This window comes from Acetobacter conturbans (genome assembly GCF_011516755.1).
GTDB classification, from domain to species: domain Bacteria; phylum Pseudomonadota; class Alphaproteobacteria; order Acetobacterales; family Acetobacteraceae; genus Acetobacter; species Acetobacter conturbans.
Genome location: NZ_WOSY01000010.1, coordinates 1 through 24603, shown reverse-complemented (window position 1 = coordinate 24603; position 24603 = coordinate 1). Strand labels below are relative to the sequence as shown.

The 24603-nt window shown below is 60.7% G+C and carries 23 protein-coding genes and 1 pseudogene; 15 read left to right on the top strand and 9 right to left on the bottom strand.

What is annotated here, in order from left to right:
• Nucleotides 1-79 precede the first annotated feature (79 nt).
• Nucleotides 80-358, top strand: a pseudogene (locus GOB81_RS11205) (transposase); the annotation flags it as partial.
• A 319-nt stretch (nt 359-677) separates the two neighbouring features.
• On the opposite strand, the gene GOB81_RS11200 reads toward GOB81_RS11205, so the two are convergent.
• The 5 genes from GOB81_RS11200 to GOB81_RS11180 form a co-directional block, all read right to left on the bottom strand.
• Nucleotides 678-1271, bottom strand: a complete 594-nt coding sequence (locus GOB81_RS11200) for a CatB-related O-acetyltransferase (protein ID WP_173570514.1) — start codon at nt 1269-1271, stop codon at nt 678-680.
• A gap of 451 nt (nt 1272-1722) precedes the next feature.
• Nucleotides 1723-1941, bottom strand: a complete 219-nt coding sequence (locus GOB81_RS11195) for a hypothetical protein (RefSeq protein ID WP_173570513.1) — start codon at nt 1939-1941, stop codon at nt 1723-1725.
• A 62-nt stretch (nt 1942-2003) separates the two neighbouring features.
• The gene (locus GOB81_RS11190) at nt 2004-3227 is read right to left on the bottom strand and encodes a phosphoglycerate kinase (RefSeq protein WP_173570512.1); all 1224 of its coding nucleotides are present in this window, start codon (nt 3225-3227) and stop codon (nt 2004-2006) included.
• Nucleotides 3228-3346: 119 nt separating this feature from the next.
• The gene (gap, locus tag GOB81_RS11185; protein ID WP_173570511.1) at nt 3347-4369 is read right to left on the bottom strand and encodes a type I glyceraldehyde-3-phosphate dehydrogenase; all 1023 of its coding nucleotides are present in this window, start codon (nt 4367-4369) and stop codon (nt 3347-3349) included.
• Nucleotides 4370-4428: 59 nt separating this feature from the next.
• Nucleotides 4429-6411, bottom strand: coding sequence for a transketolase-like TK C-terminal-containing protein (locus GOB81_RS11180; RefSeq protein WP_242010214.1), 1983 nt, complete (start codon nt 6409-6411; stop codon nt 4429-4431).
• 257 nt (nt 6412-6668) lie between these two features.
• Between GOB81_RS11180 and GOB81_RS11175 the strand changes: the two genes are divergently transcribed.
• Together GOB81_RS11175 and hemA are read left to right on the top strand one after the other, a co-directional pair.
• Complete coding sequence (locus GOB81_RS11175; RefSeq protein ID WP_242010213.1) at nt 6669-7136, top strand: hypothetical protein; 468 nt, start codon at nt 6669-6671, stop codon at nt 7134-7136.
• Between the two features lie 269 nt (nt 7137-7405).
• Entirely contained in the window at nt 7406-8674 is a 1269-nt protein-coding gene (gene hemA, locus GOB81_RS11170) for a 5-aminolevulinate synthase (RefSeq protein ID WP_173570510.1), read from the top strand.
• Nucleotides 8675-8850: 176 nt separating this feature from the next.
• Here hemA and GOB81_RS11165 read toward each other — a convergent pair whose 3' ends face one another.
• Together GOB81_RS11165 and GOB81_RS11160 are read right to left on the bottom strand one after the other, a co-directional pair.
• Nucleotides 8851-9225 carry a hypothetical protein gene (locus tag GOB81_RS11165; protein ID WP_173570509.1) on the bottom strand — a complete coding sequence of 125 codons (375 nt, stop codon included), beginning with the start codon at nt 9223-9225 and terminating at the stop codon, nt 8851-8853.
• Between the two features lie 188 nt (nt 9226-9413).
• On the bottom strand, nt 9414-10706 hold the full coding sequence (locus GOB81_RS11160) for a DUF445 domain-containing protein (RefSeq protein WP_173570508.1): 1293 nt from the start codon (nt 10704-10706) through the stop codon (nt 9414-9416).
• 132 nt (nt 10707-10838) lie between these two features.
• Between GOB81_RS11160 and GOB81_RS11155 the strand changes: the two genes are divergently transcribed.
• The 9 genes from GOB81_RS11155 (at nt 10839) to GOB81_RS11115 (ending at nt 20529) form a co-directional block, all read left to right on the top strand.
• Nucleotides 10839-13739 (top strand): phosphoenolpyruvate carboxylase, encoded by a 2901-nt coding sequence (locus GOB81_RS11155; protein WP_242010212.1) that lies wholly within the window; start codon nt 10839-10841, stop codon nt 13737-13739.
• 174 nt (nt 13740-13913) lie between these two features.
• Nucleotides 13914-14411 (top strand): SUF system Fe-S cluster assembly regulator, encoded by a 498-nt coding sequence (locus tag GOB81_RS11150; RefSeq protein WP_173570507.1) that lies wholly within the window; start codon nt 13914-13916, stop codon nt 14409-14411.
• A gap of 6 nt (nt 14412-14417) precedes the next feature.
• Nucleotides 14418-15908 carry a Fe-S cluster assembly protein SufB gene (gene sufB / locus GOB81_RS11145; RefSeq protein ID WP_173570506.1) on the top strand — a complete coding sequence of 497 codons (1491 nt, stop codon included), beginning with the start codon at nt 14418-14420 and terminating at the stop codon, nt 15906-15908.
• Between the two features lie 44 nt (nt 15909-15952).
• Nucleotides 15953-16723, top strand: a complete 771-nt coding sequence (gene sufC, locus GOB81_RS11140) for a Fe-S cluster assembly ATPase SufC (RefSeq protein WP_173570505.1) — start codon at nt 15953-15955, stop codon at nt 16721-16723.
• Nucleotides 16720-18027: a Fe-S cluster assembly protein SufD gene (sufD, locus tag GOB81_RS11135; protein ID WP_173570504.1), complete on the top strand. Its 1308-nt coding sequence runs from the start codon at nt 16720-16722 to the stop codon at nt 18025-18027. Before sufC ends, sufD begins: the two co-directional genes overlap by 4 nt.
• Nucleotides 18024-19238 carry an aminotransferase class V-fold PLP-dependent enzyme gene (locus GOB81_RS11130; protein ID WP_173570503.1) on the top strand — a complete coding sequence of 405 codons (1215 nt, stop codon included), beginning with the start codon at nt 18024-18026 and terminating at the stop codon, nt 19236-19238. Before sufD ends, GOB81_RS11130 begins: the two co-directional genes overlap by 4 nt.
• A gap of 7 nt (nt 19239-19245) precedes the next feature.
• Complete coding sequence (sufU, locus tag GOB81_RS11125; RefSeq protein ID WP_173570502.1) at nt 19246-19677, top strand: Fe-S cluster assembly sulfur transfer protein SufU; 432 nt, start codon at nt 19246-19248, stop codon at nt 19675-19677.
• Nucleotides 19677-20132, top strand: coding sequence for an SUF system Fe-S cluster assembly protein (locus GOB81_RS11120; protein WP_242010211.1), 456 nt, complete (start codon nt 19677-19679; stop codon nt 20130-20132). Before sufU ends, GOB81_RS11120 begins: the two co-directional genes overlap by 1 nt.
• Before the next feature lie 13 nt (nt 20133-20145).
• A complete protein-coding gene (locus GOB81_RS11115) occupies nt 20146-20529 on the top strand; it encodes a HesB/IscA family protein (protein ID WP_173570501.1) in 384 nt (127 codons plus the stop codon).
• 5 nt (nt 20530-20534) lie between these two features.
• Here GOB81_RS11115 and GOB81_RS11110 read toward each other — a convergent pair whose 3' ends face one another.
• Nucleotides 20535-21854: a DNA polymerase IV gene (locus tag GOB81_RS11110; RefSeq protein WP_173570500.1), complete on the bottom strand. Its 1320-nt coding sequence runs from the start codon at nt 21852-21854 to the stop codon at nt 20535-20537.
• Nucleotides 21821-22747 (bottom strand): ROK family protein, encoded by a 927-nt coding sequence (locus GOB81_RS11105; protein ID WP_173570499.1) that lies wholly within the window; start codon nt 22745-22747, stop codon nt 21821-21823. The genes GOB81_RS11110 and GOB81_RS11105 overlap by 34 nt, the downstream gene beginning before the upstream one ends.
• 141 nt (nt 22748-22888) lie before the next feature.
• On the opposite strand from GOB81_RS11105, the gene GOB81_RS11100 reads away from it, so the two are divergent.
• The 3 genes from GOB81_RS11100 to GOB81_RS11090 all read left to right on the top strand — a co-directional run bounded on the left by GOB81_RS11100 (nt 22889) and on the right by GOB81_RS11090 (nt 24464).
• On the top strand, nt 22889-23128 hold the full coding sequence (locus GOB81_RS11100) for a sulfurtransferase TusA family protein (RefSeq protein ID WP_173570498.1): 240 nt from the start codon (nt 22889-22891) through the stop codon (nt 23126-23128).
• 155 nt (nt 23129-23283) lie between these two features.
• On the top strand, nt 23284-23514 hold the full coding sequence (locus GOB81_RS11095; RefSeq protein WP_173570497.1) for an exodeoxyribonuclease VII small subunit: 231 nt from the start codon (nt 23284-23286) through the stop codon (nt 23512-23514).
• Nucleotides 23515-23522: 8 nt separating this feature from the next.
• A complete protein-coding gene (locus GOB81_RS11090; RefSeq protein ID WP_173570496.1) occupies nt 23523-24464 on the top strand; it encodes a polyprenyl synthetase family protein in 942 nt (313 codons plus the stop codon).
• Nucleotides 24465-24603 lie beyond the last annotated feature (139 nt).

Sequence of the window (24603 nt, the reverse complement as noted above, 5' to 3'; positions counted from 1 at the left end):
TGTGGTTGTCGCGCAAGTGCGGGCAATAGTCTTGCTTGTGCACCCAATGTCCACCGTGAGGGGACCTTATCCTCTGCATTCAACCCTGCTGGACAACCTCCCCAAGGCGCGATGGCTGCTGGCTGATCAAAGTTATGCCGCCGACTGGTTCAGGGATGCTCTGGAGGAGAAAGGGATAAAGCTCTGCATTCTGGGCCGGGAATCTCCCAGAACACCCATCAAATATGACAAACGACGTTATAAACGTCGCAATCACATCGAGATCATGTTCAGCAGGCTCAAGGACTGGCGACATGTCGCCACGCGCTACGACAGATGCCCAACTGTTTTCTTCTCCGCCATCCGCCTCGCCGCTACCGACCTGGCTATGCGTCCTGAGTCTAAGAAAACGACCTCTCGAAAACGAAACTCCCTGATTTCCAGCCTCAGAAGAGAGTTTAAGAGGCTGTTTCAAAAGCTTTCTGTTGGGGATCCGACGCGCGTTTTTCTCGATCCGATGCTAACGGCTTGCATGGCCGCTTCGCTTCATTACTCAAACATTCCGGGCGCTCACACACAAACCTCAGGGGCGCTCTCGCTCAGCAGAGAGCTTTTGAAATAGCCTCTAAGATGAACTCATGAAATTTACCGGGAAATTCAACGGATAAAGATATCGGGCTTCAGATGGTGGAAATTTCTCAGCTTTCCATTGACGGTTCTTCATATCGATTGAGAAAGGCAGCAATATCGTCGCTCATGAGATCGGGGAGGCGCTCCCGAAGGATGTCTTCCGGCCAGTCCCACCATGCGAGAGAAAGAAGTCGGGAAATAAGGTCGGATGCAAAACGATATTTGATGACTTTTGCCGGATTGCCACCGACAATCGCATAAGGAGGCACCGACTTTGTGACTAGGGCATTGGCAGCGATAATAGCGCCACATCCTACTGTCACGCCTGAGAGCACGGTTGCATTCGCGCCAATCCACACATCGTGACCGATGACGATATCGCCCCGGGATGTATGGTCATCTTGTCCTTCTGACGCAGTCGGCCAGAAATGTGCGAGGGTCTTAAAAGGATATGTCGTGACCAGATCAGAGCGATGATTACCCAGAATCAGTGTGACGTTGGGACCAATTGAACAGAATCGCCCGATCTCCAGCCCGGCATATTCCGTTTCTATAACATTGGGCGCACCATAAGTGTGCTCACCAATCTTCCAGCCCCATTCATCGATCTGATAGGCAAGGGCGTATCGCGTGAGTTGAGCAAAAGCGTTCCTGCCAAACATCGGCAATCCTTCCCAGGCAAAGAAAAGTTCTGACAGTTACCTGCCGCCAAGCACTTTAAAGGCAGGCGGAAGACGCTGCTATCTCTCAGGATTGTTTGGTGTCCGCGGCGGGATTCGAACCCACGGCCCCAGGATTCATACCACTTCGACTTTCGCCGCCGCAGCCAAAAAGCCGCGTTCGTGGTCTGGACTGTCCCTTCGCCGTAGATCCTTGCGGATCGACAGGCGCTGCCCGTCCAGTCTCTACACCTTTCCGGAAAACGTCCGGACTTGGCTCGGGATCGGCACGGCCCGAGCGGGCCAAGCTTTCCCCGAATTTGAGCAGATCCACCATGCAGTTTCCCGGCATGGCGCCCAATTATCTAGGAATCCTGTGCTCTATCCGACTGAGCTACGCGGACACACATGACCTGTTTAGCCGAGCAGGGAATGTGTCACAAGCAGGAAAAATTCAGATCAGAAGATCGAGATAATACCCGCGGCGACGGAAGATCGGCATCGGCCCATCGAGCGACAGGTCAGGCGAAAGGGGAGAGGAAGAAAAACCGGCCTCGTCTTCTTCGCTGTCCATAGCGGAAGAGACTGTCCGCGTATTTCTCCCCCGGACACGAGATGGCGTTGTCCGTTCAGCCGGTCGGGACAGGACAGTGATGAGATCGGTTGACATCATGGGATACAGATCGCTGACCGGGACATTGGCGGCAGGTTAGGATGCCGCCAATGAACAATTGGTTAAAGCGGAGCGACGTCTTCGCCGGCCTGACTGAGCATAACCACGCCAGGAAGGATCTTGCCTTCCAGCCACTCAAGAAAAGCGCCTCCGGCTGTCGAGACGTAGCTCATGTCATGCAGCACATGAGCATGCCGGAGAGCCGAAACTGTGTCGCCTCCACCAGCAACGGTCTTCAGCTTGCCTTCTTTCGTCAGCTTCGCCGCTGCCTGCGCAACTGCATTGGTGCCTTCGTCAAAAGGCGGCAGCTCGAACACGCCGAGAGGACCGTTCCACACCAGAGTTTTCAGCGTGGAAAGCTTCTGGATCAGCAGGGCGGTTGTTTTTGGCCCCACATCAAGCGCCATCCAGTCGGCCGGGATCGCCGAAGCCGCAACGGTCTCCGTTGGTGCGCCCGCCATGAAATCGGATGACACAACCACATCGACCGGCAACACCAGATCGCAGCCCCGCTCTTTCGCCTTGGCCATGATGGCTTTCGCAGTGTCGAGCATGTCGTCTTCCTTGAGCGACTTGCCGACCGAATAACCCTGTGCGGCGAGGAAAGTGTTGGCCATAGCGCCGCCAACGGCGAGCATGTCCACTTTCTCGATCAGGTTGTCGAGCAGGTCGAGCTTGGTCGAGACTTTCGCTCCACCAACAATAGCCCCTACGGGACGCTCAGGGTTTTCCAGTGCCGCTTTCAGCGCATTCAGTTCGATCTCCATAAGGCGACCGGCGAAAGAAGGCAGATGATGCGCGACGCCTTCGGTGGAGGCATGGGCCCGGTGAGCGGCGGAGAAGGCATCGTTCACATAGACATCGGCGAGAGCAGCGAGGCTTTTCGCCATCTCCGGATCATTCTTTTCCTCACCGGCATAAAAGCGGGTGTTTTCCAGAACGATCACATCTCCATCCTGCATGGCGGCGGCGGCACTCTGCGCGACCTTCCCTATGCAGTCGGGAACGAACGTCACTTTCTTGCCCAGAGCTTTCGCCAGCGCCTCGGAAATCGGGGCGAGAGACAGGGCGGGAACGGGTTTCCCCTTCGGACGGTCAAAATGACTGACGACAATCACCCGGCCGCCTTTGTCAGCCAGCTCCCTGATCGTCGGCGCAAGACGCTCGATGCGGGTGAGGTCTGAGATGGCGCCGTCGTGCACGGGAACATTCAGATCGGCACGGAGAAGGATTTTCTTGCCGCGCGGGTCAAGGGAATCAAGAGTCTTGAAGGACTGGGTAGCCATCGCTTTATCCTTTCCTGTCGCCCGGCACGGCAGATGCCCTGTTATTCAGGTGTTTTGCGGCACGGGAAACATGTGAAGGCATGACGGCCATACGGAACGCATGGCCATCCTCATGGGTTTCAGAGCGTGCCGAAAACCACAGCGGTATCGGACATGCGGTTCGAGAAACCCCACTCGTTGTCATACCATGCACAGATGCGGACGAGCTGACCGCCATCGACGAGGGAGGTCTGCGTCGCGTCGAAGGTGGAGGATGCGAGAGCGTGGTTGAAGTCGCTGCTGACCAGCGGCGCGGTGTTGTAGGCCAGAATGCCTTTCAGCGGACCGGACTCGGAAGCCTTCTTCATGGCTTCGTTCACTGCTTCGACGGAAGCCGGGACAGTCTTCGGCACGAAGTCGAGCGAGACGAGCGAGACATTGGCCGTGGGTACGCGGATGGCCGTGCCGTCCAGCTTGCCCTTGAGGTGTGGCAGGACAAGGCCGACAGCGCGCGCGGCGCCTGTGGAGGTCGGGATCATGTTCAAGGCGGCGGCGCGGGCGCGGCGGAGATCCTTATGCAGCGTATCAACCGTGCGCTGGTCACCCGTGTAGGAATGGATCGTCACCATGTAGCCGCGCTCGATGCCGAACGTGTCATCGAGCACCTTGGCGACGGGTGCGAGGCAGTTCGTCGTGCAGGAGGCATTGGAGATGACCGTCATGTGGGTGGTCAGGGTGTCCTGATTCACGCCATAGACGATGGTCGCATCCACATCTTCGCCCGGAGCGGAGATGATGACCTTGCGTGCGCCTGCGGCGAGCAGGGGCGAGGCCTTTTCCTTGGATGTGAAGAGGCCCGTGCATTCCATGGCCACATCGACGCCCTGGAGGGGAACCTTGGACGGGTCGCGCTCGCAGGACACGGTGATCGGATCCCACGTGCGACCGTTGGCGCTGATGATCAGCTTGTTGCCGTCAACCTTCACGTCAGCCGGGAAGCGACCATGGACGCTATCGTAGGATAGCAGATGGGCATTGGCTTCCACGCTGCCGAGGTCGTTGATGACGACCGGAACCACGTCTGTGCGGCCACTTTCGATGATGCCGCGGAGTACAAGGCGACCGATCCGACCGAATCCGTTGATCGCGATTTTAACTGCCATCTGAATGTCTCCGTCTTGTTTTTCTTTATGGATGCCCCGTCAGGGACACCTGTTGGACCTTATGATGGGGGCGCCTGCCGTCGCGTGTCCCCGCCGCGTTTCAGGGTTGCCGCCTGTGCTCGGGGTGTCTGTTTCCGTGTCATGCCGAGAAGGTCATGAACACGCGCACAGACAACTTCGGGCGTAACGCCTGAATTCTGGTACAGCGGCTCGAACCCGGACGCTATACCGAATTCTTCGGTTCCCACGAAAATTCCCGTGTCCCCCAGCCATCGCTCCCATCCAAATCCCGACGCGGCCTCGATCGCCACGCGGGGACGGTTGCCGAGCACTTTCTGGCGATACGTCTTATCCTGCTGTTCGAACAGCTCCCAGCAGGGCAGCGATACAACGGCGGCGCGCACTTCGCTGTCTGCAAGCAACTGCCGCGCCAGCAGGGCGACCCCGATCTCGGGTCCCGAGGCAATCAATGTCACATCCCGTTGTGCGAGGCCGCCTGTGGCCTCGGCCAGCACATAACCCCCATATTCAGGTTTGCGGCTTTCGGGAGGAGTGAGAGTGCTCGACAGGAAGGGATCGTGAAGCAGATCCTGTTCCCGGCCGAGAACGAGAACGGCAGGACCGTGGCGCCATGCGAGCGCCGCCAGCCATGCCGCCGCTACTTCATGCGCATCGGCCGGGCGGAACAGCGCGAGGTTCGGCATGGCGCGCAGGCTGGCGAGTTGCTCGACCTGCCGCCAGGGCGGGCTGGCCGTGGCGAAAGGATCGTCTTCCACCAGCACGAAAAGCAGTCTCCGTCGCGCGAGGGAGGCAAAACGGAGGGCCGGGCGCATCCGGTCGGCGGAGGAGAGATCCGCTATGCCACAGGGAAGAATGCCTCCGTGAAGGGCAAGGCCGTTCATGATCCCGACCATCGCCGGTTCGCGGGGCCCGCACCCGATGATGTCCTCCGGGCTTCCCGCCGCGATGTCTGTCGCCGCTTCTATGGCCAGCGCATGATGCCCGTGTCCGGCTGACAGCGAGACGAATTCGGGCAGGAGGCTGGCCAGATTGCCTCGTCCCGCGAGACCCTCATGCACAAGGGAGAGACCTGCTTCCTCCTCCAGGGTATGACGACGGAAATCGTCTTCAAGGCGAGGCATCGGGCGGCTCTGAATGGTGCGTTCGAACTCGGCACGCAGAGGGTGGCGCGCCAGTCGCTTCAGCCACGCGCGCCGTGCCGTGCCGTGCCGCTTTCCACCCGGCAGGGAGGCCCTGTAGCCGAGCAGGGAAGCGGCAGGGATGGTCGCTGCGTGGTCAAACGGGTTTTCAGAGGACGTGCAGAGAACGAGACTTGGCTTGCGCGTTCGCTGGACCGATCCCAGCGCGGTGCTGATGGCCGCGAGGTCTCCGCCGTCAACGGACCGCACAGTCCACCCGGACGCTTCGATCCGGTCCAGAGCCAGCGCAAGATCCGCTCGTGCTTCGGGGGAAGGTGTGGTGTCAGCCACGATGACGGTCAGCCGGTCAAGATGAAGGCGATCCGCCAGAGCCGCGGCTTCCAGCGCCACACCTGTGTCGAGATCGCCGGGAAGTGCGAGAAGCCAGCTACGGTGATCCACGAGCGAGCGGCCGAATCGCCGCGTGAGTATTTTCTCGGCCAGCGCCATGCCCGCCGCCGCCGCGATGGCCTGTCCGGGGAGCGCGCCGGCAAGTCCGAAAAGCTCCTGCGCCATGCCTGCCGCCGTTTTGCGCAGCGTGGCCTGTGGCCCCGTCGTGGTGTCGGGCAGGTGAAGAAAAGCATTGCGGAGCGGGAGAAGGCGGAGCGAGGAGACAAACAGCCGGTCGCGATCAGGCCACAGGGGCGCTTTCGGATCGAAGCGGAGGATGTCGCCCCAGAGAAGCGCCGCGATCAGCCAGAAAGCGTGGGGAATGGCGGCGGCGGATGACGGGGAAAGCATGCCCGTATCGAGAGCAAAGGTGCGGGCGGCGTGTGCGAATGCCCGCGTCGCTTCGGCGTCTGTCAAAGCGCATGGTCTGGCCGTCTGCGTCGCCTGCATCATCCCGACGGACCCTTTCCGCTCACGACACCGGTCTGCACCATATTCCTGATCCGCGAAGCAAAAACTGTCCGGTTATTACGCCTGCGGCTGTTTCATCCGCAAGTATTCGACGGCCAGGCATTTCGCTCGTCGGCCGGGAGAGGTATGGACACGCCTTGCCGAGTCACCAACTTCCTGCGACCGTCTGCGCCATGCCGTTTGATCCATCTTCTGCTCCCTTTTCCTCGCGGAGCGTTTCCGGACGTGTCCGCAGATCCTTGCGGTCTGGCGTCGCGCGTCGGCATGTCCTCAGGGGAGGACTTGCGGGCGTCGCCGTCGTGGCGCTTTCGGGGTGCGACCTGCTTGACCAGCGGACCTTCAATCCCCGGGCTTCCCGGCCGCCGAAGGTTTATATTCCGCCGCCGCCGCCCGGTCCGCCCCCTATCCCGCCACTGATCGATCTTGTGGGCGGCACGCCGCAGCAGGAGTGGGCCGATCCGGTCCGCGACGTGGTAAAAAAGGCACTGGCGCACAAACCCAATATTCTGTTCCTCGTTCAGGCTCTGGCTCCTCCGGGAGCAGATGAGGCCGCTACGCGCACGGTCCTTTCCCATCTCGTCTCAACGGATGCTCAGGCTGTCGCCGATGCCATCGTGGCGGCGGGAGCCACTCCGGCACAGGTGGAGATGTCGGCCATGCCGGATTCGACGGTGACGGAACCGCACATACGGGTATATGTGCGTTGAACAATTCCGGTCGGTGCGTTGTCTTTACGCGACGAAAACCTGTATGCGGTTTGATCCGATGGTTTATTGCAGGTGCGGAAAACGGAAGAAACCGTAGCTCGGGGTCTTCCGATTCATAACTGAAGCCTGCGACAATGGTCTGACCTCCCGGAGAAAGTCGGGTCCCGTGGCCTTAAACGGCGTTTCGGGACTCACTGCGGTTCGGGCCGGACGCGTTGATCGTGCGGTAGTGGCCTCGGCAATCGAGGCAGAAGCAGGAGTAGGGCAGGGTGAGCATTCGTAACGCGAGACACCCGTTTTACGATTTTTGTGATGAGGCGCTTGCCGGCATCCGGGAGCAGGGACGCTACCGGACTTTTACCCCACTGGCCCGGGAAGCATCGCGCTATCCGGTCTATGAGGAAGAGCTTCCCAATACCGATATCGGTCGGGAAGTGGTCGTCTGGTCGTCCAACGATTATCTGGGCATGGGCGTCGAGCCGGAAGTCTGCGAGGCCGCGATCAGCGCCATCCGTGAACACGGCGCTGGCGCTGGCGGCACGCGTAACATCGCCGGAACCAGTCCGCTTCACAAAGCACTGGAAACAGAACTCGCAGCGCTTCATGGCAAGGAAGCAGGGCTCCTGTTCGTCTCGGGCTACGTCTCCAATCAGGCCAGCCTGCAGACGATCCTCACGTCCATGCCCGGCTGGATATGCTTTTCGGACCGTCTGAATCATGCCTCCATGATTGCGGGCATCAAGGGCGCGCGTGGCTCCACGACGGTCATTTATGAGCACAACGATCTTGCGGACCTTGAGGCGAAGCTGGTGGCGGCTCCCGTCGACGCACCCAAGCTGATTGCCTTCGAAAGCGTCTATTCAATGGATGGAGACATCTCCGACATTGCCGGGACGTGCGCCCTTGCGCGGAAATACAATGCGCTGACCTATATCGACGAAGTGCATGCCGTCGGCCTGTATGGCGAGCATGGCGGCGGTGTGACCGAGCGCGACGGTGTGGCCGCACAGGTGGATATCATCGAAGGCACGCTGGCGAAGGGATTCGGCGTGCATGGCGGTTACATCACCGCGTCCGCGCAGATCGTCGATTACCTGCGTTCGACGGCCTCCGGTTTCATTTTTACTACCTCTCTGCCACCCTCCGTCGTGGCTGCAGCGCTGGCCAGCGTGAAGATGGTCCGTGCCCAGAACTGGCGGCGTGAGAAGATGTTCGAGCGGGTCGAGACCTTCCGCGCGAAGATGCGGAGCGCAGGCGTGCCGTTCACGATGACGCCAAGCCATATCGTGCCTGTTCCGGTGGGCGATGCGGAACGATGCAAGGTGATCAGCCAGCGTCTGCTCAATGAATATGGGGTGTATGCGACGCCTATCAATTATCCGACCGTTCCGCATGGAACAGAGCGGCTGCGTCTCACGCCCGGACCGTATCATACGGACGAGATGATGGATGACATGGTGGCGGCGCTGAAAATATTGCTGACTGAAGTGCCGCTGGCCGCCACGGGTACGACGCAGGCGCTGACTGAAGCAGCCTGATCAGCAGAGCGCGGGAGGGGGAGAGACGCTTCCTCTCAAGCCCGGTGGTGAGAGTATGGCGTTATGGTGCTCAGGCACGATGTGGCGTTCTACTCGCGCCGTTTTCACCCCCAGGATATAAAAAAAGGCACAGGAGAAATCTCCTGTGCCTTTTTGGCCGAAACGATCGGCTCCGATCAGTTTGCTGACGGAGCGTTCGTCGGAATCGTCGTCGCCGGTGCGGTTACGCCCGTGCCAGCAGCGGGAGCTGTAACGGACGGCATTGCAACGGACGGAACTGCAGCAGTCGGTGCGGCAGTGGCCGGAGCAGCCGTGCCAATCGCCGGAACTTTGTCCTGCTGTGCAGCGGAAAGGCTCTTGGCGTTCAGATCGGCGGTCTCGGACTCACCGCTCTTCTTTGCGGTTTTTTCGCCCGTCGTCGTCTTCTCGCTGTTCTTGTGATGCTTGTGGTGGGTGTGAGCGGCTGCGGGCGAAGCCACTGACAGGACGAGAGCAGGAGCTCCCACCAGAAGTGTTGCGCCGAGAAGGGCCTTGGAAGCGAACGACCGCATGAAACATATCCTTATGAACTTATCTGGCCGCAAGGGCCAAGTACCAAAGGCAGGGCTTCACACCCACCTTGATATAATCAGATACACCGGATTACATGAGAAGGAAGTGGCAATGGCAAGAAAATTTTGAGGTATTTTCAAGGCGGCAATCATTTCTGATGGTTGCGGAGGCCATTTATACGATTCATTTACTGTCCAGAAACGCCGCAAATCAGTTCCAGAACCAGCGAAAGCACTGCACCGACCCCGAAACCGACGAGTGTGCCGTTGACGCGCACATATTGCAGATCGCGCCCGACACGCAGTTCCAGTTTTTCGGCGACGACCTCGGCATCCCAGTTTCCCACCACTTCCGCAATGAAATTGGCGAGGTGCTCGCGCAGGTATGGCAGCGACCGGTCAATGCCTTTCCGCGCGGCGTCTTCGATCCGGGTGCGCATGGCGGGGTCTTCGCGGGCCTGGGTCGCCATCCGCGTGAGAGTTTCGCGGACCAGCGTGGCAATCCAGCCGTTCTCGCGTTCAATATCCTCTTCAATCATGCGTTTCATGCGAGCCCAGATATCGGCCCCCCATGACACCATGGATTCATTTGCGAACACCGTCTTGAGAATGTGCGAGAGTTCGTCAGCCCGGCCTGAATCCTGTTCGATCCGGTCGATCTCACCACGCACCCAATCCGTGAAGCCCTCTCTGAGCGTGGAATCTTCCGGATTGATGCGATCCAGTTCTTCGCTGGCCGCCACCAAGACCTTGTCCGCAATCGAACCGCCAATGGCCCAGCCCAGCAACCGTCCTCCCTGCTCCCGAACGCGTGATTCAATCATCGAACGCAGGGCCGGTTCCTTGGCCTTCATTCCCGACTTCATCTGTCGTAGGAGAAAAGTCAGCACCTCCTGATGCTGGTTGCCATCCACGAGCGCCCTCATCCCCCGGGCGAGGAGCGGCGCGAGATGGCTGCCCCCCAGCAGGAGCGGCAGGGTCCGCCCGACAGCCGCGCTGGCCCGTCCGTCTTCCATGCGGTTCAGCATTTGCGGAACCGCGCCGACAAGGCTGCTGGTCAGTGTGTTGGCTGTGGCGGGATCAGACAGGACACCGGCCACGAACGTCGGCAGATCGATCTTTGCCAGAACACGGTCGATCTCTTCACCGGTGAACACCTGTGTAGAGACGAAACGCCCAAGCGCGCGGCCCAGGCGTTCCTTCTGTGCCGGAATGATTGCCGTGTGCGGAATGGGTAGGCCGAGCGGATGCCGGAACAGGGCCGTGACGGCGAACCAGTCGGCCAGACCGCCCACCACACCCGCTTTCGCGCCTGAGCGCAGTGTGTCGAGCCAGAGGCTGTCAGGCAGCAACCCATAGGCCGGGGCGAGATAGCCTGCTGCGGTCAGGCCTCCCATAAGGGCCAGAAGGCCGGTGGCGCCACGCTTCTGGCGGCTGAGAGCGCGACGGAGTTCATCGTCTGGATGGTGCTGGTTACTCATCACGACCTGAATAGCACTGCCAGGACCGTCTTCCCAAACCGCAGGCGTGCTGATTGAGATATGATTTCAGGATCGTATTGTCCTGTTCTATGTGTCGTGTGTAACCGCCACGTTTCGCGAGGAAAGAGTTCCATGGCCGAAAAGCAGTCGTCCCCGGGTTTTGCAAAGAGCGCCTCCACGGCTGAACTCTCCGCCGGAGCCCGCGCCGTACTCGCCATGGCCCGTCTGCACGACGATACCGGTCTAATTCTGGAACAAGAAAACATCCCGACAGAAGTGACGGGAAACGATGTTCTTTCAATGGCATGGCGAATCGGTTCCCTGCTCTCCGAGGGAAAGATTTCCCTCCCCGACCTGCAGGCTGTGACGCGCCACCTGCGTGACGATGCCTTTCTGCGTCGTGCGACCCGGCTGCATCGCTATCCGGGAGGCACCAATCCGACGGTCACGGCGGAACGCCTGCAAGGCGTCGTGAAGCTGGTGATGGATACGGCGTTCGGGCGTGTGACGGAGGCAGGAGCCGAGCCCACGGCTGAGCGGACCCCGGCTGAGGCACTGGAGGCGTTCCGCGCCGAGCTGGAGCGCATTCGGTATGCCGCCGTCTTTACGGCTCATCCGACGTTCGCGGTCGCCAATGAAGTTTACACTGCTCTTGCTGAATATGCCTCCGCCCCGGAATCCCGGGAGAGCGCACCGGCTCTGGTAACGCATCGCAGGTCTGCCCCCCCCACGCTTGAAGAAGAGTTCACGCTCGCTTCAGAAGCCATCCTTCGGGGACGGGACGCGCTGGATCGCCTGAACGCTGCCCTGCTATCCGGTGCCCGTGACCAATGGCCCGAAGAATGGTCGCGCATTGTTCCAAAGCCGGTCGTCATGACAAGCTGGGTTGGGTACGACACGGATGGCCGCACCGATATCGGCTGGTGGGACACGCTCCGTCTTCGGCTGCGGATGAAGCTGTTCCAGCTCCAGCGCCTTCGCCACCAGATCACCGAATCAGGCGTCGAGGCCGCGGCCCTCATGAGCCGCCTCTCACGCGCCTGCTACACTGTCGAGGCGCAGATCGCGGCCTGTCCGAAAAATGCCGATGCGGATGCGACAGTGGAATTCGCCACGCTGATGGTGGAGCGGAGAGAGGACGCCATTCTCGAACCGGCCGTGCTGTCGGATGCGTTGCAGGACGCCATCGACACCGCCCCGCCGGAGGTCGCGCTTGCACTGGCGGTCGCCCGCGCCGGTTTCTTCGCGCATGGCATGTCGGCCTCGCACAGCCATACGCGGCTGAACGCGACGCAGATTCATAACGTGATCCGCCAGCGCCTCCGCTTTACTGATGATCCCGCCGATCCGGCGCACCGCCGTGCCCTGCTGGCGCGGATGAACGAAGCGCTGGAAACCGTCGAAGCCGTCCCGGTCGATTTCGGCTCTCTGCTGGTCGAGCAGGCATCGGCTGCCCGGCTGATGATGACGGTCGCGCAGATCGTAAAGCATATCGACACCGCCACCCAAGTCCGCTTCCTGATCGCGGAGACCGAAAGCGGCTACACGCTGCTGTCGGCTCTGTGGCTGGCGAAAAATTTCGGGATCGAAGACCGGATCGAGATCTCCCCGCTGTTCGAGACGCGCGAAGCCCTGATGGGCGGCGCGCACATCATCGAGGAAGCCCTGCGTTCGCCGCACTGGCGCGAATATCTGCGCAAAACGGGTCGCCTGAGCCTCCAGTTCGGTTATTCCGACTCCGGTCGCTATGTCGGACAACTCGCCGCGACCTATCTGGTCGAGCGTCTGCGCCTGAAAATTCTCGATCTGCTGCATGTCTGGGACATGGAGGACGTCGAGGTCATCCTGTTCGATACGCACGGCGAAAGCGTCGGTCGGGGGGGGCATCCTTTCCGTCTGGCGGATCGCTTTTCCTACCTCTCCCCCATGCATGTCCGTGCGCGCTTCGCAGAACGCGGCGTCAAATATCGTGAGGAAAGCGCCTTTCAGGGGGGCGATGGCTACCTGCTGTTCGGCACGCCGGATCTGGCGGCCGCAAGCGTCGTGACGATTGCCGAGCATACGTTCGAGCCCTGCCGCAGGCAGGATGATCCGGTTTACGACGAGCCGGATTTTTCCTCCGACTTCTTCTCCACCATTGCCGAAGCCATGACGGGACTGGTGGAAGACCCCGGATATGCCGACGTCCTCGGTGCATTCGGACCCTCTCTCATCGACAAGACGGGCTCGCGGCCAGCCGCGCGTCAGACCGAGGGGGGAGGTGCGGTCCCGCGCATCACGCATCCGAGTCAGCTTCGCGCCATTCCGAACAACGCGATTCTCCAGCAGCTTGGCTGGTGCGCCAATACGATACAGGGCCTCGGCTCCGCCGCGCGCCGCCACCCAGAGACGTTCGAGACGTTCCGCGAGGGGAGCGCCCGTTTCCGTCGCGCCCTTGATTTCGCGGCGCACGCGCTGGCCCATTCGGACGATCAGGTGCTGCGCAGCGTGATCTGGCTGCTCGATCCCGGTTACTGGCTGGATCGTGCCACGGCCGAGCCACGTTCAGCGCGTCGGGAGCGGTATCTCTCGGTCATGCACGATCTCGAGCGGCTCGATTTCTGGGCGGATACGCAATCGATGTTCCGCCGTATTCAGGCGGACCATCTCGCCCTGCGCGCGGTCTGGCCGGAAGCGCCGACCATCAATCCGTCGGAAAGACTGCTGCACGCCATCCGCATTGCGCTCATCGAACAGAGCTGGGTGCTTGCCACCCAGATTCCCTTTTTCATGCCGCGCGGGAACTTCACCCGCGAGGTGATGATGCAGCGGATTCTTTGTCTGGAAATTCCTGCGGTGCTGCGGGAAATGAATGCTATATTCCCACATGGCGGTCCCAAGCTGGATTACGATTTTCACGAGCCCGCCGGACCGCAACTGGATAACTCCTACCAGTGGGAACACGAGGAGATTTTCCAGCCCATACAGGATATGTTCGGCACCATGCGTGAGATCAGCGTCGCCATCATGCACGGGATCGGCGCTTTCGGTTGAAACACAGGGATTTCGGGCGTCTATCGTGACGAAGTCCGGCGCCCGGACGCCCCTCGCGCGCAGCCATCACAATGCTTTGTGCTTGACGGGCGGCTCTGAGCACTCCATCTGTCCTTAAAGAGGACTAATTTGGTACGAAATGGCGGGGCATCCTCGCCGCAACGGACGGAAACCATGTTGAGACTGTCGAAATTGGCGGATTACGCGGTTCTGACCCTCGTCAGACTTGGGCGTCATGACGACATCGTCACGTCACCGACGCTGGCGGCGGAGACGGGTGTGCCGGAACCGACAGTCGCCAAGGTGCTCAAGACGCTGGCGGCTGACGGGCTGCTCATTTCCCAGCGCGGGGCACGCGGGGGATACCGGCTGGCGCTGAAGCCGGAAGAGATTTCCATCGCGCGCGTCATCACGGCGGTGGATGGCCCCATTTCGCTGACCGCATGTGTCACCGGGGGCGTTGGCTGCGATAATGGCGACTGTACTCTTTACGGAAGCTGGGATGTGGTGAATGACGCGATTCGTGAGGCTCTGTCAGGTGTGTCGATTGCGCGCATGGCCGAGATGAGCGGGCTACCACGGCGGTTACGAGGAAATAATACGATGTCCCGCAGCGCGCCGCCGCAGGATGGCGAGAAGGCGGCCGAGACGGTCGGGACGTTTGGAGGATAATGGGTCATGCCAGCCATTACAGAAACCCGTGAACAGGTCGAAAAACTCGGCCAGTCCTCCTATCAGTGGGGTTTTGAGACCGACATTGAGATGGATCTCGCGCCGAAGGGGCTGAACGAGGACATCATTCGTCTGATCTCGACCCGCAAGGAAGAGCCGGAATGGATGCTGGAATGGCGTCTGGCGGCCTATCGCTCCTGGCTGAAGATGAAGGAGCCGACCTGGGCCAAGGTCACTCATCCACCGATCGATTATCAGGACGTGCATTACTATGCCGCCCCGAAAAAGAAGAATGGCCCGAAGTCTCTGGAAGAAGTCGATCCGGAACTGCTGCGGACCTACGCGAAGCTGGGCATTCCTCTCCATGAGCAGGCGCTGCTGGCGGGTGTGGAAGTGCCGGAGGGTGAGGAAGCCCGCATGCCGGTGGCGGTCGATGCTGTGTTCGACAGCGTGTCCGTGGCCACCACCTTCCGCAAGAACCTTGCCGAAGCAGGCGTGATCTTCTGCCCTATCTCGGAGGCCATCCGGGATTATCCGGATCTGGTGAAGCAGTATATCGGCAGCGTCGTGCCGGTGGCCGACAATTTCTATGCGGCACTGAACTCGGCCGTCTTCACGGATGGCTCGTTCGTGTTCGTGCCTAAGGGCGTGCGTTGCCCGATGGAACTGTCCACCTATTTCCGCATCAATGCGCGCAATACGGGGCAGTTCGAACGGACGCTGATCATCGTCGAGGACCGGGCTTCTGTGTCCTACCTCGAAGGCTGCACGGCCCCGATGCGTGACGAGAACCAGCTTCATGCGGCTGTCGTCGAGTTAGTGGCAATGGAAGATGCCTCCATCAAATACAGCACGGTGCAGAACTGGTATCCGGGTGACGAAAACGGTCGTGGCGGGATCTACAACTTTGTCACCAAGCGCGGTGCCTGTCGCGGAGCGCGTGCCAAGATTTCGTGGACGCAGGTAGAAACCGGTTCAGCCATCACATGGAAATATCCGTCCTGCATTTTGCAGGGTGAGGGTTCGGTCGGAGAGTTTTACTCCGTCGCGGTTACCAACAACCATCAGCAGGCCGATACCGGCACCAAAATGCTTCATCTCGGGCGCAATACACGCTCCACGATCATCGCCAAGACGATTAGCGCCGGGAAGTCGGACAGCACCTATCGCGGTCAGGTGAAGATCATGCCGAAAGCATCCGGTGCGCGGAATTTCACCCAGTGCGACAGCCTGCTGATCGGTGATCAGTGCGGAGCGCATACGGTGCCTTACATCGAGAACCGCAACATGGCGGCGCGTGTGGAACATGAAGCCACCACCTCGAAAATTTCCGAGGATCAGATGTTTTACTGCCGCCAGCGCGGACTTTCGGAAGAGGACGCGGTGGGTTTGATCGTCAATGGTTTCTGCAAGGACGTCCTGAAGGAACTCCCCATGGAGTTTGCTGTCGAGGCGCAGAAATTGCTGGCGATCAGTCTGGAAGGCAGCGTCGGCTGATACGTGCGGATTTGACCCGGCACAGTCGGGAAGGAATGGAAGAAATGAGCGAATTACTGAAGATTTCCGGCCTGCACGCCACCATCGACGCTGACGGAACGCCCAAGGAAATCCTGCGCGGGATCGATCTGGTCATCCCGCCGGGTGAAGTTCACGCGATCATGGGGCCGAACGGTTGCGGCAAGTCCACGCTGTCCTATGTTCTCGCCGGTCGTGATGACTACGAAGTAACGAGCGGAAGCGCCTTGTTCAGCGGCAAGGACCTCCTGACCATGGAGCCCGAAGAGCGCGCCGCAGCCGGCCTGTTTCTGGCTTTCCAGTCTCCGGTGGAACTGCCGGGCGTCAATAATGCCAACTTCCTCCGCACGGCGGTCAATGCCGTGCGTCGTGCACGTGGCGAGCCGGAGCTCGATGCCGTTGGATTTCTGAAAGCTGTTCGTGCAGCCACGAAGAATCTCTCGATGGCTGATGACATGCTCAAGCGCAACGTCAATGTCGGCTTCTCCGGTGGCGAGAAGAAGCGCAATGAAGTGCTGCAGATGACCATGCTCCAGCCGACACTGGCGATCCTTGATGAGACGGATAGCGGTCTCGACGTGGACGCGCTGCGGATTGTGGCGGAAGGTGTGCAGAACTTGCGTTCGCCGAATTTCTCCGCGCTGGTCATCACGCATCACCAGAAGCTGCTCGATTATCTTGGTCCGGATCGTGTCCACGTCATGGCGAAGGGACGCATTATCCGTAGCGGCGGTCCGGAACTGGCCAAGCAGATCAATGAGGAAGGATACGCAGCCTTTCTCAAGGAGGCGGCATGAACGTCATAACGCCGATCGGGCGTAGTCTCACGCCGTTCGCCGCTCGTCTGTCCGGGCTTAAGGACGCGGATCGGAAAGCTGCGGCCGGTGAACTGGCGCGGGTGGGACTGCCGACACCTCATGTCGAGGCATGGCATTATACGAACCTGCGTGCGCTGTCCGGGCGCGTTTTCTCCGCCCCGGCTGCGGGTTTTGATGAAGCTGCGGCTCAAAAGGCGCTTGCCGGTATTCTTGCGGATAATGGTGGGCTTGCAGGTCTTCCGCGTCTGGTCCTGGTGAACGGAGCCTTCGCACCGTCCCTTTCCTCGGCGGAATTTCCCGCGGGCATAGTCTTCACGTCCTTTGCCCGGTCTCCTGATTTCGGAACGCAGACAGCACCGGACCGGGATGCACTGGTCGCGCTGAATACGGCGCTGGCGGGCGATGGGATAAGGCTTTCCGTAAAGCCGCATGTAAACGCAGGAAGAATCGTCTTCATCTCGCTGGCGATGGGGCTGGAGGAGGATATATCCTTCCATCCCCGTCATGCCGTCGAAGTGGGTGAGGGCGCTCGTCTTTCCCTTATCGAGATTGCAGTCACCGTCGAGAAGCATGCAGGCGCTTATCTGCATAATCCCGTCCTGACCAGCGTCATCGCAGAGGGGGCGCATCTGACGCATGTGAAAATCCAGCACGAGGCGGATCAGGCTGTCCATCTGGCGACTGTCTATGCCGACGTCGCCAGTCGGGCGACGTATGACAGTTTCACTCTCGGTCTTGGATCTGTGCTGGCGCGCCATGAAGTCCATGTGACCCTGCGTGGCGACCATGCAGGCGTGCATGTTAATGGCGCGCAGTTGCTGGGTGGCGAGCAGGTTGGCGACATCACCAGCGTTATCACGCATGGAGCCCCGGACTGCATCTCGCGGCAGACGGTCCGCAACGTGCTGACCGACCGGGCGCGGGCGGTGTTTCAGGGCAAGGTTCTGGTCGAGCGCGTCGCGCAGAAGACTGATGGTTACCAGATGAATCAGGCGCTGCTGCTGTCGCCTACATCTGAGATAGATGCCAAGCCGGAACTCGAAATTTACGCAGACGACGTGAAATGCAGCCACGGCGCCACGGTCGGCGCTCTGGATGAGGATCAGCTTTTCTACCTGCGCAGTCGCGGTGTGCCGGATGCACAGGCGAGACAGATGCTTGTCGAGGCGTTTCTGGTCGAGACGGTGGACCTCGTTGAGGACGAAACCGCTCATGTGATCCTGCTTCAGGCTCTGGAAAAGGCCCTGACGGAACGGGTGGGCGCACCGGAGAAAACGGCATGAATATTTCCGAAATCCGGTCGCAGTTTCCTATCCTGTCGCAAAAAGTCCACGGAAAACCGCTGGTGTTTCTCGACAGCGCCGCATCCGCGCAGAAACCGGACGTGGTGATCGATTCCATGGCCAACATGATGCGTTCGGAGTATGCGAACATCCATCGTGGCCTGCACTGGATGAGCGAGCGGGCAACGGAAGCCTATGAAGTGGCCCGCAGCCGCGTCGCCTCCTTTCTGGGGGCGGCGTCCCGCGAAGAGATCGTTTTCACACGTAACAGCACTGAGGCGATCAACCTCGTCGCCTATACTTACGGCAGCCTTCTGAAGCCCGGTCAGGTGGTGCTGATCTCCGAAATGGAGCATCACGCCAATCTAGTGCCCTGGCAGATGCTGCGCGACAGGACCGGGATCGAACTGCGCGTCACACCTATCACGGATGACGGCGATCTCGACCTTGATGCGTATGGCCAGCATCTTTCCGATGGCAAGGTCGCGCTGGTCGCCATCACGCACATGTCGAACGTTCTGGGGACCATTACCCCGGCCGAGCGGCTGGTGGCGATGGCGCATGATGCGGGTGCGAAGATCCTGCTCGATGGCAGTCAGGCGGTGGTGCATCGCAAGACAGACGTCCAGAAACTTGGCGCGGATTTCTATACTTTTACCGGCCACAAGCTGTATGGGCCGACGGGGATCGGGGTACTGTGGGCGCGTCGGGAACTGCTGGACGCCATGCCGCCCTTCATGGGCGGCGGGGACATGATTTCTTCCGTCACCTTCGAGAAGTCGGTCTGGGCACCGGTTCCTGCAAAATTCGAGGCAGGCACACCCGCGATTGTGGAGGCTGTCGGACTTGGAACGGCCATCGACTGGGTGGAAAGCATCGGATACGAGGCCATCGGCGCGCACGAGGCAGCACTGACAGCCCATGCACTGCGGGTTCTCCCCGATGTTCCCGGCCTGTCCATTGTCGGCGCACCGCGGGAGCGGGGCGGGGTGATATCCTTCACCATGGAGGATGTGCATCCGCACGATATCGCCACACTGCTCGACCGCAATGGGATCGCCGTGCGTGCAGGCCATCACTGCGCCGAACCTCTGATGCACCGGCTTGGCCTGACGGCCACGGCGCGGGCCAGCTTCGGGATCTATACGACGGAAGACGAGATCGACGTGCTTGCGGAAACCCTGAAACGTATCCGTCAGTTTTTTGTATAGGCGTGTCGTGGACGGAACCTCCTGCTACGACACACTCATTCTCGCACGCTCGCGGAAACCGGAATTCGCCGGAATCGTGGAGAATGCGACGGCAACCGCGCAAGGCAACAATCCGATGTGCGGGGACCGTGTGAAACTGTCATTGCGCGCGACGGATAAAGGTGTGGCCGGTATTCGTCATGAGACGCGAGGCTGCGCGATCTGTCAGGCTTCAGCGGACCTTATGGCAGAGGCCGTGACCGGACAGTCTGTTGCCGCCGCCCTTGAACTGGGGCGTCAGTTTACCGATATGCTGGAAACCCCGTCGGCGATGGACAGCGCCGTTGAGAGGGGAAACCTGCCTGCGGGTCTGCTGGCGTTCCAGCCTCTCAGAACCCATCGCTCCCGTCTGCGGTGTGCGACTTTGCCCTGGACAGCGCTTGGGGAGGCGCTTGCTTGATGACTGATACGATGCCTGCACAGGACGAACACAATCTGGTGGAGACTGCGGCTCCGCAAGCGACAGTCACTCCGGCGACCGGCCCTGCCGATCCTCATAAGGGAGAGGTCGCGCACTGGACACCGGATGGGGAGGTGCAGCCTGCCGGGGCCGCCCCGTCGGAAGAGGCGGTGATCGATGCGATCGCGACCGTGCATGATCCGGAAATCCCGGTGAATATCTACGAACTTGGCCTGATCTACGCGATCGAGTTGCATGATGACGGTCGGGTGAAGGTGGAGATGACCCTGACCGCCCCGAATTGCCCCAGCGCGCAGGAACTGCCGTTGCAGGTCAAGGAAGCGGTCGAGAAAGTGCCGGGTGTCAGTGACGCCCATGTGGATGTGGTGTGGGATCCGCCGTGGGATATGTCGCGCATGAGCGATGAGGCCCGTCTCGCATTGAACATGTTCTGAGCGGAGAGAGACAATGGAAGCACAGACCTCGACAGGCCAGACACCACGCCGCCCCGTCCGCGAACTTCCGCCGGTGATGACCTTGTCCGATATCGCCGCAGACCGGTTGCGTGTCCTCTATGCGGGCGCAAACGTTGGACAACTCCTGCGTATTTCCGTGAGCACCAAGGGGTGTTCGGGTCATGCCTACGACATGAATTTTGTCGATCAGCGGGGAGAGGCTGGCGACGAACGTGTGACGGACAAGGGTGTCACCGTATTGATCGACAGCAAGGCCATCCTGTTTCTGATCGGGTCACAGATGGACTACCAGACGGGTGATTTCGAGTCGGGATTCGTGTTCAGCAATCCCAACGAAAAAGGCCGCTGCGGCTGCGGACAGAGCTTTCACGTCTGAACAGCCTATTCGCGGCCGAGAGTCCGGCCGCGTTGCACGGCGTCCCTGCCGAAGCGTGATCTCAGCGCGTCGATGGCCCGCTGCATCGCCACCCGGTTCTGGGACTGCATATCCGCCAGATCGGGTGGATCGGCTGCATCGAGAGGCGCCAGTCCATTTGATCCCAGCCCAAGCAGGCGGAACGCTGTCCTGCCTTCCGCTTCCGCCATAAGCAGCCCTCGGGCCGCATCGAACAGGCGGTCGGGCAGAACCGTCGGCGTATGCAGTTTTAGCGCCCGACTGCGGGTCTGGAAAGCGGCGGTGCGCAGCTTGAGCGAGATGCCGACCGTGGATACTTCCTTGTTCTTCAGTCGGATGGCGAGTTGCTCGCACAGATCCCAGAGTTCTCGTTCAAGAATGGCACGGTCGCGAATGTCCTGCGCAAAGGTCACTTCCGTGCTGACGGATTTGACCGGATGGAACGGCGTCACCCGCCGTCTGTCTTCACCGCGCGCCCGGGCGACAAGCTCCGGACCACGGGGACCGAGCCTGCGCAGCGCCTCTTCCGTCGTAAGAGACGCGATGGCACCGAGACGGACGAGTCCCACCCGTTGAAGCGATTCCTCCTGCGACTTGCCGATTCCCGGCAGGGTGCGGACGGGCCTGGTCGCCAGCCAGTCCCGTGCTTCCCGTCCGATCACGCCATACCCGCGCGGCTTGTCGATGCCGGCCGCAAGCTTGGCCATCAGCGGATTGGTAGCAAGTCCTATGGAGATGGTGACACCGAGTTCCCGTTCGACCCTCAGCGCCAGCCGCGCCATCACGACACAGGGGGACGCGCTGTGCAGTTCCCGTGTGCCGGACATATCCAGCACGGCCTCATCGATGGATTTCACTTCGACCAGCGGGGTGAGTTCCCGCATCATGGCGCGCATCTTTTCGGCGACGGCACGATAGGCGGCGATGTCAGGGGCGAGGATGACGGCGTCGGGGCAGAGTTCGCGGGCCTGTCGCATGGGCATCGCTGACCGCGCGCCCGTCAGCCGGGCGATATAGCAGGCCGTCGAAACCACGCCACGGTCACCCGTGCCGCCGACCAGAAGCGGGCGGTCCACCAGTTCGGGACGGCGCTGTTTCTCGACGCTGGCGAAAAAAGCGTCGCAATCGACATGGATAATGGAAAGACGGCTTAGGTCCGGATGAGAAACGAGGCGGCGAGAGCCGCAGACAGGGCAGCGGAGGAGGGGTCCACTGCCCTGTGGCCAGAAAAGATCCGGGCAATCCCGGCACAGGATGGGATGTCCGGTGTCTGTCAGATTTCGAGTTCCTTCGTGTCCCAGAGCCATGCGGCTCCGCGAACACCTGAACTGTCCCCATGTTTGTTTACAAGGATGTCAGTCTTGCACACGGGCGTCACTACATGGGTGGACAACATGCCCGGCACGCGCCCGAGCGTCGTGGTCAGGTTGGAGACCCCGCCACCGAAGACGATGGCATCGGGATCGAGCAGATTGACGACCAGAGCACACGCCCGCGCCAGCCGGTCGACATAGGCGTCGAGAGCTGCCTGCGCCTTCATGTCGCCCCCTGCGGCGGCATCCTCGATTCCTTCGGCGCTGCGCACACCTTCGCCTTTCCATGCGGCAGCCAGAGCCGGGCCGCACAGGAATCGTTCAAGGCAGCCTTCGTTCCCGCAGAAGCAGACCGGCATGGGAAATTCGTCGATGCGGGGCCAGGGGAGGGGAGTGTGGCCCCATTCGCCAGCCACGTGATGACGACCCGTCAGGAGTTTACGGTCCACCACAAGACCGCCCCCCATGCCCGAGCCGATGATCACTCCGAACACGACATGTTGCCCGGCGGCGGCGCCATCTATGGCCTCCGAGAGAGCGAAACAGTTCGCGTCATTCTCCACGCGCACCCTGCGCCCCGTGATTTCGGGAAGATCCTTGCCGAAAGGGGTCTGGTTCAGCCACGTGGCGTTGGAGTTTTTGACAAGACCACTCACCTCGTCGATGGAGCCGGGAATGCCGATCCCCAGCGGGAGCCGTGTTCCGCTGTCGTTTACACCCAGTTCGGCTTCGGCTGAATCGGCCAGATCACGAATACTGGTCAGGAGCGCTTCATATTTTCCGGGATTCGGAACGCGCCGGCGCAGGAGAATTTCACCCGCAGAGGAGAGCGCCGCGATTTCGATCTTGGTGGCGCCCATGTCGATTCCAAGGCGTATGCTGTTCATGCTAGCTGTGTGCTCCTGCATAAATGCCCGATACAGTGCATCAGGACACCCCGAGCAGATCCTGACGTTTTGCTTCAGCCGGATGACTGCCGCCGGGGGACAATCTATCCAAAATCCGGTGGAGACAAGGAGATACGTGCCATGAGCGAAACCCTTCTGGATGTGAGAGGGCTGAGCTGCCCCCTGCCTGTGCTGAAAGCGAACCGGGTTCTGCGCGATCTCGCCCCCGGCGACCATCTGCGCGTTCTTGCGACCGACCGGGCTTCTTCCTCGGATTTCCAGACATTCTGCCGCCAGACAGGCCATGCGCTGGTGGCACGGGGAGAAGAGGCGGGGGTTCTGTCCTTTGTCATCCGCAAGAAACCCGAACCGGCTGCATGAAGACGGATTCCCTGTGATGCGGGGAGGCGACAGGAAGAAAAAAATCGACGTTTGAGGCGAAATGTCCGGGCCCTGAATGGCCTTGCGGGCTTGGCATGGGCCCGTGTGCGGGGTAAGGGCAGCGGCTTGATGAGCGATTGAGGATGCTATTTGACATGACGGGTGAGATTGCTTCCCTGTCCTTCGAGGACGCCCTCACTGAACTCGAGCGCATCGTCCGAAACCTTGAAGGCGGACAGATGAAGCTGGAGGAGGCCATCACCTCTTATGAACGCGGTGCGGCTCTGCGTGCCCACTGCGAAGCGAAACTGCGCGAGGCTGAAGAGCGCGTGCAGGCGATCGTCCGGAAAGCTGATGGCTCCCTGGATGCAAAGAACGTGGATTGAACTTCGTCATGACCAACCTCGGCGCAAGCCAAAGCCCCAGCTCTTCCGAACAGTCGTCCGAAGCGCTCCGCGCGTCTCTCGGATCTCGCGCCGCTGCTGTGGAGGCGATGCTTGACCGCCTGATCCCGCGCGTCGAGGGACCGGAAGCCCGCGTGATCGACGCCATGCGTTACGCCACCCTCGGCGGCGGCAAACGTCTGCGCGGTTATCTGGTGGCGGAGGTCGCTGCCCTGTTCGATGGTGCGGCGGGTGAGGAGGGTGCCTATCGCGCCGCTGCCTCGGTTGAGATGCTGCATGCCTATTCGCTGGTGCATGACGATCTCCCGGCAATGGATGACGACGATCTGCGGCGTGGCCAGCCTTCCACCCACCGCAAGTTTGATGAGGCAACGGCTATTCTCGCCGGAGACGCGCTCCAGACGCGCGCCTTCGAGGTGCTGGCCGAGACCGAAACCCATCCCGATGCATCTGTTCGCATCCAGATCGTGCTGGAACTGGCCCGCGCCTCCGGTGCTGCTGGTATGGTCGGTGGCCAGATGATCGACATGGAAGGGGAGGGCCGCGCGCTGTCTCTCACGGAAGTCGGTCACCTGCATGCCCTGAAGACGGGCTGCCTTATCCGCTATTCCGCGGAGGCCGGCGCTATTCTGGGCGGCGCGAATCCTGAACAGCGCCATCGCATCGCAAGCTATGGCCGTGACATTGGGGCGGCTTTCCAGATTGCGGATGACGTGCTGGATGCGACGGCAACCGAGGAAGAACTCGGCAAGACGGCTGGCAAGGATCTTGCCGCCGAAAAGTCCACCTATGTGGCTCTCCTGGGAATAGACGGTGCGCGCAGGGAAGCTGAAAAGCTGGCTGATCGTGCCTGTCATGTCCTTGATATTTTTGGAGAGAAAGCTGACCGGCTACGCGACCTCGCGCGTTACGTCGTCGAGCGCAGGAGCTGAAAGCCATGAACGACACGTCAGGATCGTGCCCCACGCGGGGTCGTTTTCCGTTACTGGACCGTGTTTCGTATCCTGTTGATCTTCGGAACCTGTCGATTGATCAACTGAAGCAGGTTGCGGACGAGCTTCGTTCGGAGAC

Excerpts from the sequence above, each read along its gene's own strand:
- GOB81_RS11200 (WP_173570514.1), bottom strand. The coding sequence starts at position 1,271 with ATGTTTGGCAGGAACGCTTTTGCTCAACTCACGCGATACGCCCTTGCC.
- GOB81_RS11195 (WP_173570513.1), bottom strand. The coding sequence starts at position 1,941 with ATGATGTCAACCGATCTCATCACTGTCCTGTCCCGACCGGCTGAACGG.
- GOB81_RS11190 (WP_173570512.1), bottom strand. The coding sequence starts at position 3,227 with ATGGCTACCCAGTCCTTCAAGACTCTTGATTCCCTTGACCCGCGCGGC.
- gap (WP_173570511.1), bottom strand. The coding sequence starts at position 4,369 with ATGGCAGTTAAAATCGCGATCAACGGATTCGGTCGGATCGGTCGCCTT.
- GOB81_RS11180 (WP_242010214.1), bottom strand. The coding sequence starts at position 6,411 with ATGATGCAGGCGACGCAGACGGCCAGACCATGCGCTTTGACAGACGCC.
- GOB81_RS11165 (WP_173570509.1), bottom strand. The coding sequence starts at position 9,225 with ATGCGGTCGTTCGCTTCCAAGGCCCTTCTCGGCGCAACACTTCTGGTG.
- GOB81_RS11160 (WP_173570508.1), bottom strand. The coding sequence starts at position 10,706 with ATGAGTAACCAGCACCATCCAGACGATGAACTCCGTCGCGCTCTCAGC.
- GOB81_RS11155 (WP_242010212.1), top strand. The coding sequence starts at position 10,839 with ATGGCCGAAAAGCAGTCGTCCCCGGGTTTTGCAAAGAGCGCCTCCACG.
- GOB81_RS11150 (WP_173570507.1), top strand. The coding sequence starts at position 13,914 with ATGTTGAGACTGTCGAAATTGGCGGATTACGCGGTTCTGACCCTCGTC.
- sufB (WP_173570506.1), top strand. The coding sequence starts at position 14,418 with ATGCCAGCCATTACAGAAACCCGTGAACAGGTCGAAAAACTCGGCCAG.
- sufC (WP_173570505.1), top strand. The coding sequence starts at position 15,953 with ATGAGCGAATTACTGAAGATTTCCGGCCTGCACGCCACCATCGACGCT.
- sufD (WP_173570504.1), top strand. The coding sequence starts at position 16,720 with ATGAACGTCATAACGCCGATCGGGCGTAGTCTCACGCCGTTCGCCGCT.
- GOB81_RS11130 (WP_173570503.1), top strand. The coding sequence starts at position 18,024 with ATGAATATTTCCGAAATCCGGTCGCAGTTTCCTATCCTGTCGCAAAAA.
- GOB81_RS11120 (WP_242010211.1), top strand. The coding sequence starts at position 19,677 with ATGACTGATACGATGCCTGCACAGGACGAACACAATCTGGTGGAGACT.
- GOB81_RS11115 (WP_173570501.1), top strand. The coding sequence starts at position 20,146 with ATGGAAGCACAGACCTCGACAGGCCAGACACCACGCCGCCCCGTCCGC.
- GOB81_RS11110 (WP_173570500.1), bottom strand. The coding sequence starts at position 21,854 with ATGGCTCTGGGACACGAAGGAACTCGAAATCTGACAGACACCGGACAT.
- GOB81_RS11105 (WP_173570499.1), bottom strand. The coding sequence starts at position 22,747 with ATGAACAGCATACGCCTTGGAATCGACATGGGCGCCACCAAGATCGAA.
- GOB81_RS11100 (WP_173570498.1), top strand. The coding sequence starts at position 22,889 with ATGAGCGAAACCCTTCTGGATGTGAGAGGGCTGAGCTGCCCCCTGCCT.
- GOB81_RS11095 (WP_173570497.1), top strand. The coding sequence starts at position 23,284 with ATGACGGGTGAGATTGCTTCCCTGTCCTTCGAGGACGCCCTCACTGAA.
- GOB81_RS11090 (WP_173570496.1), top strand. The coding sequence starts at position 23,523 with ATGACCAACCTCGGCGCAAGCCAAAGCCCCAGCTCTTCCGAACAGTCG.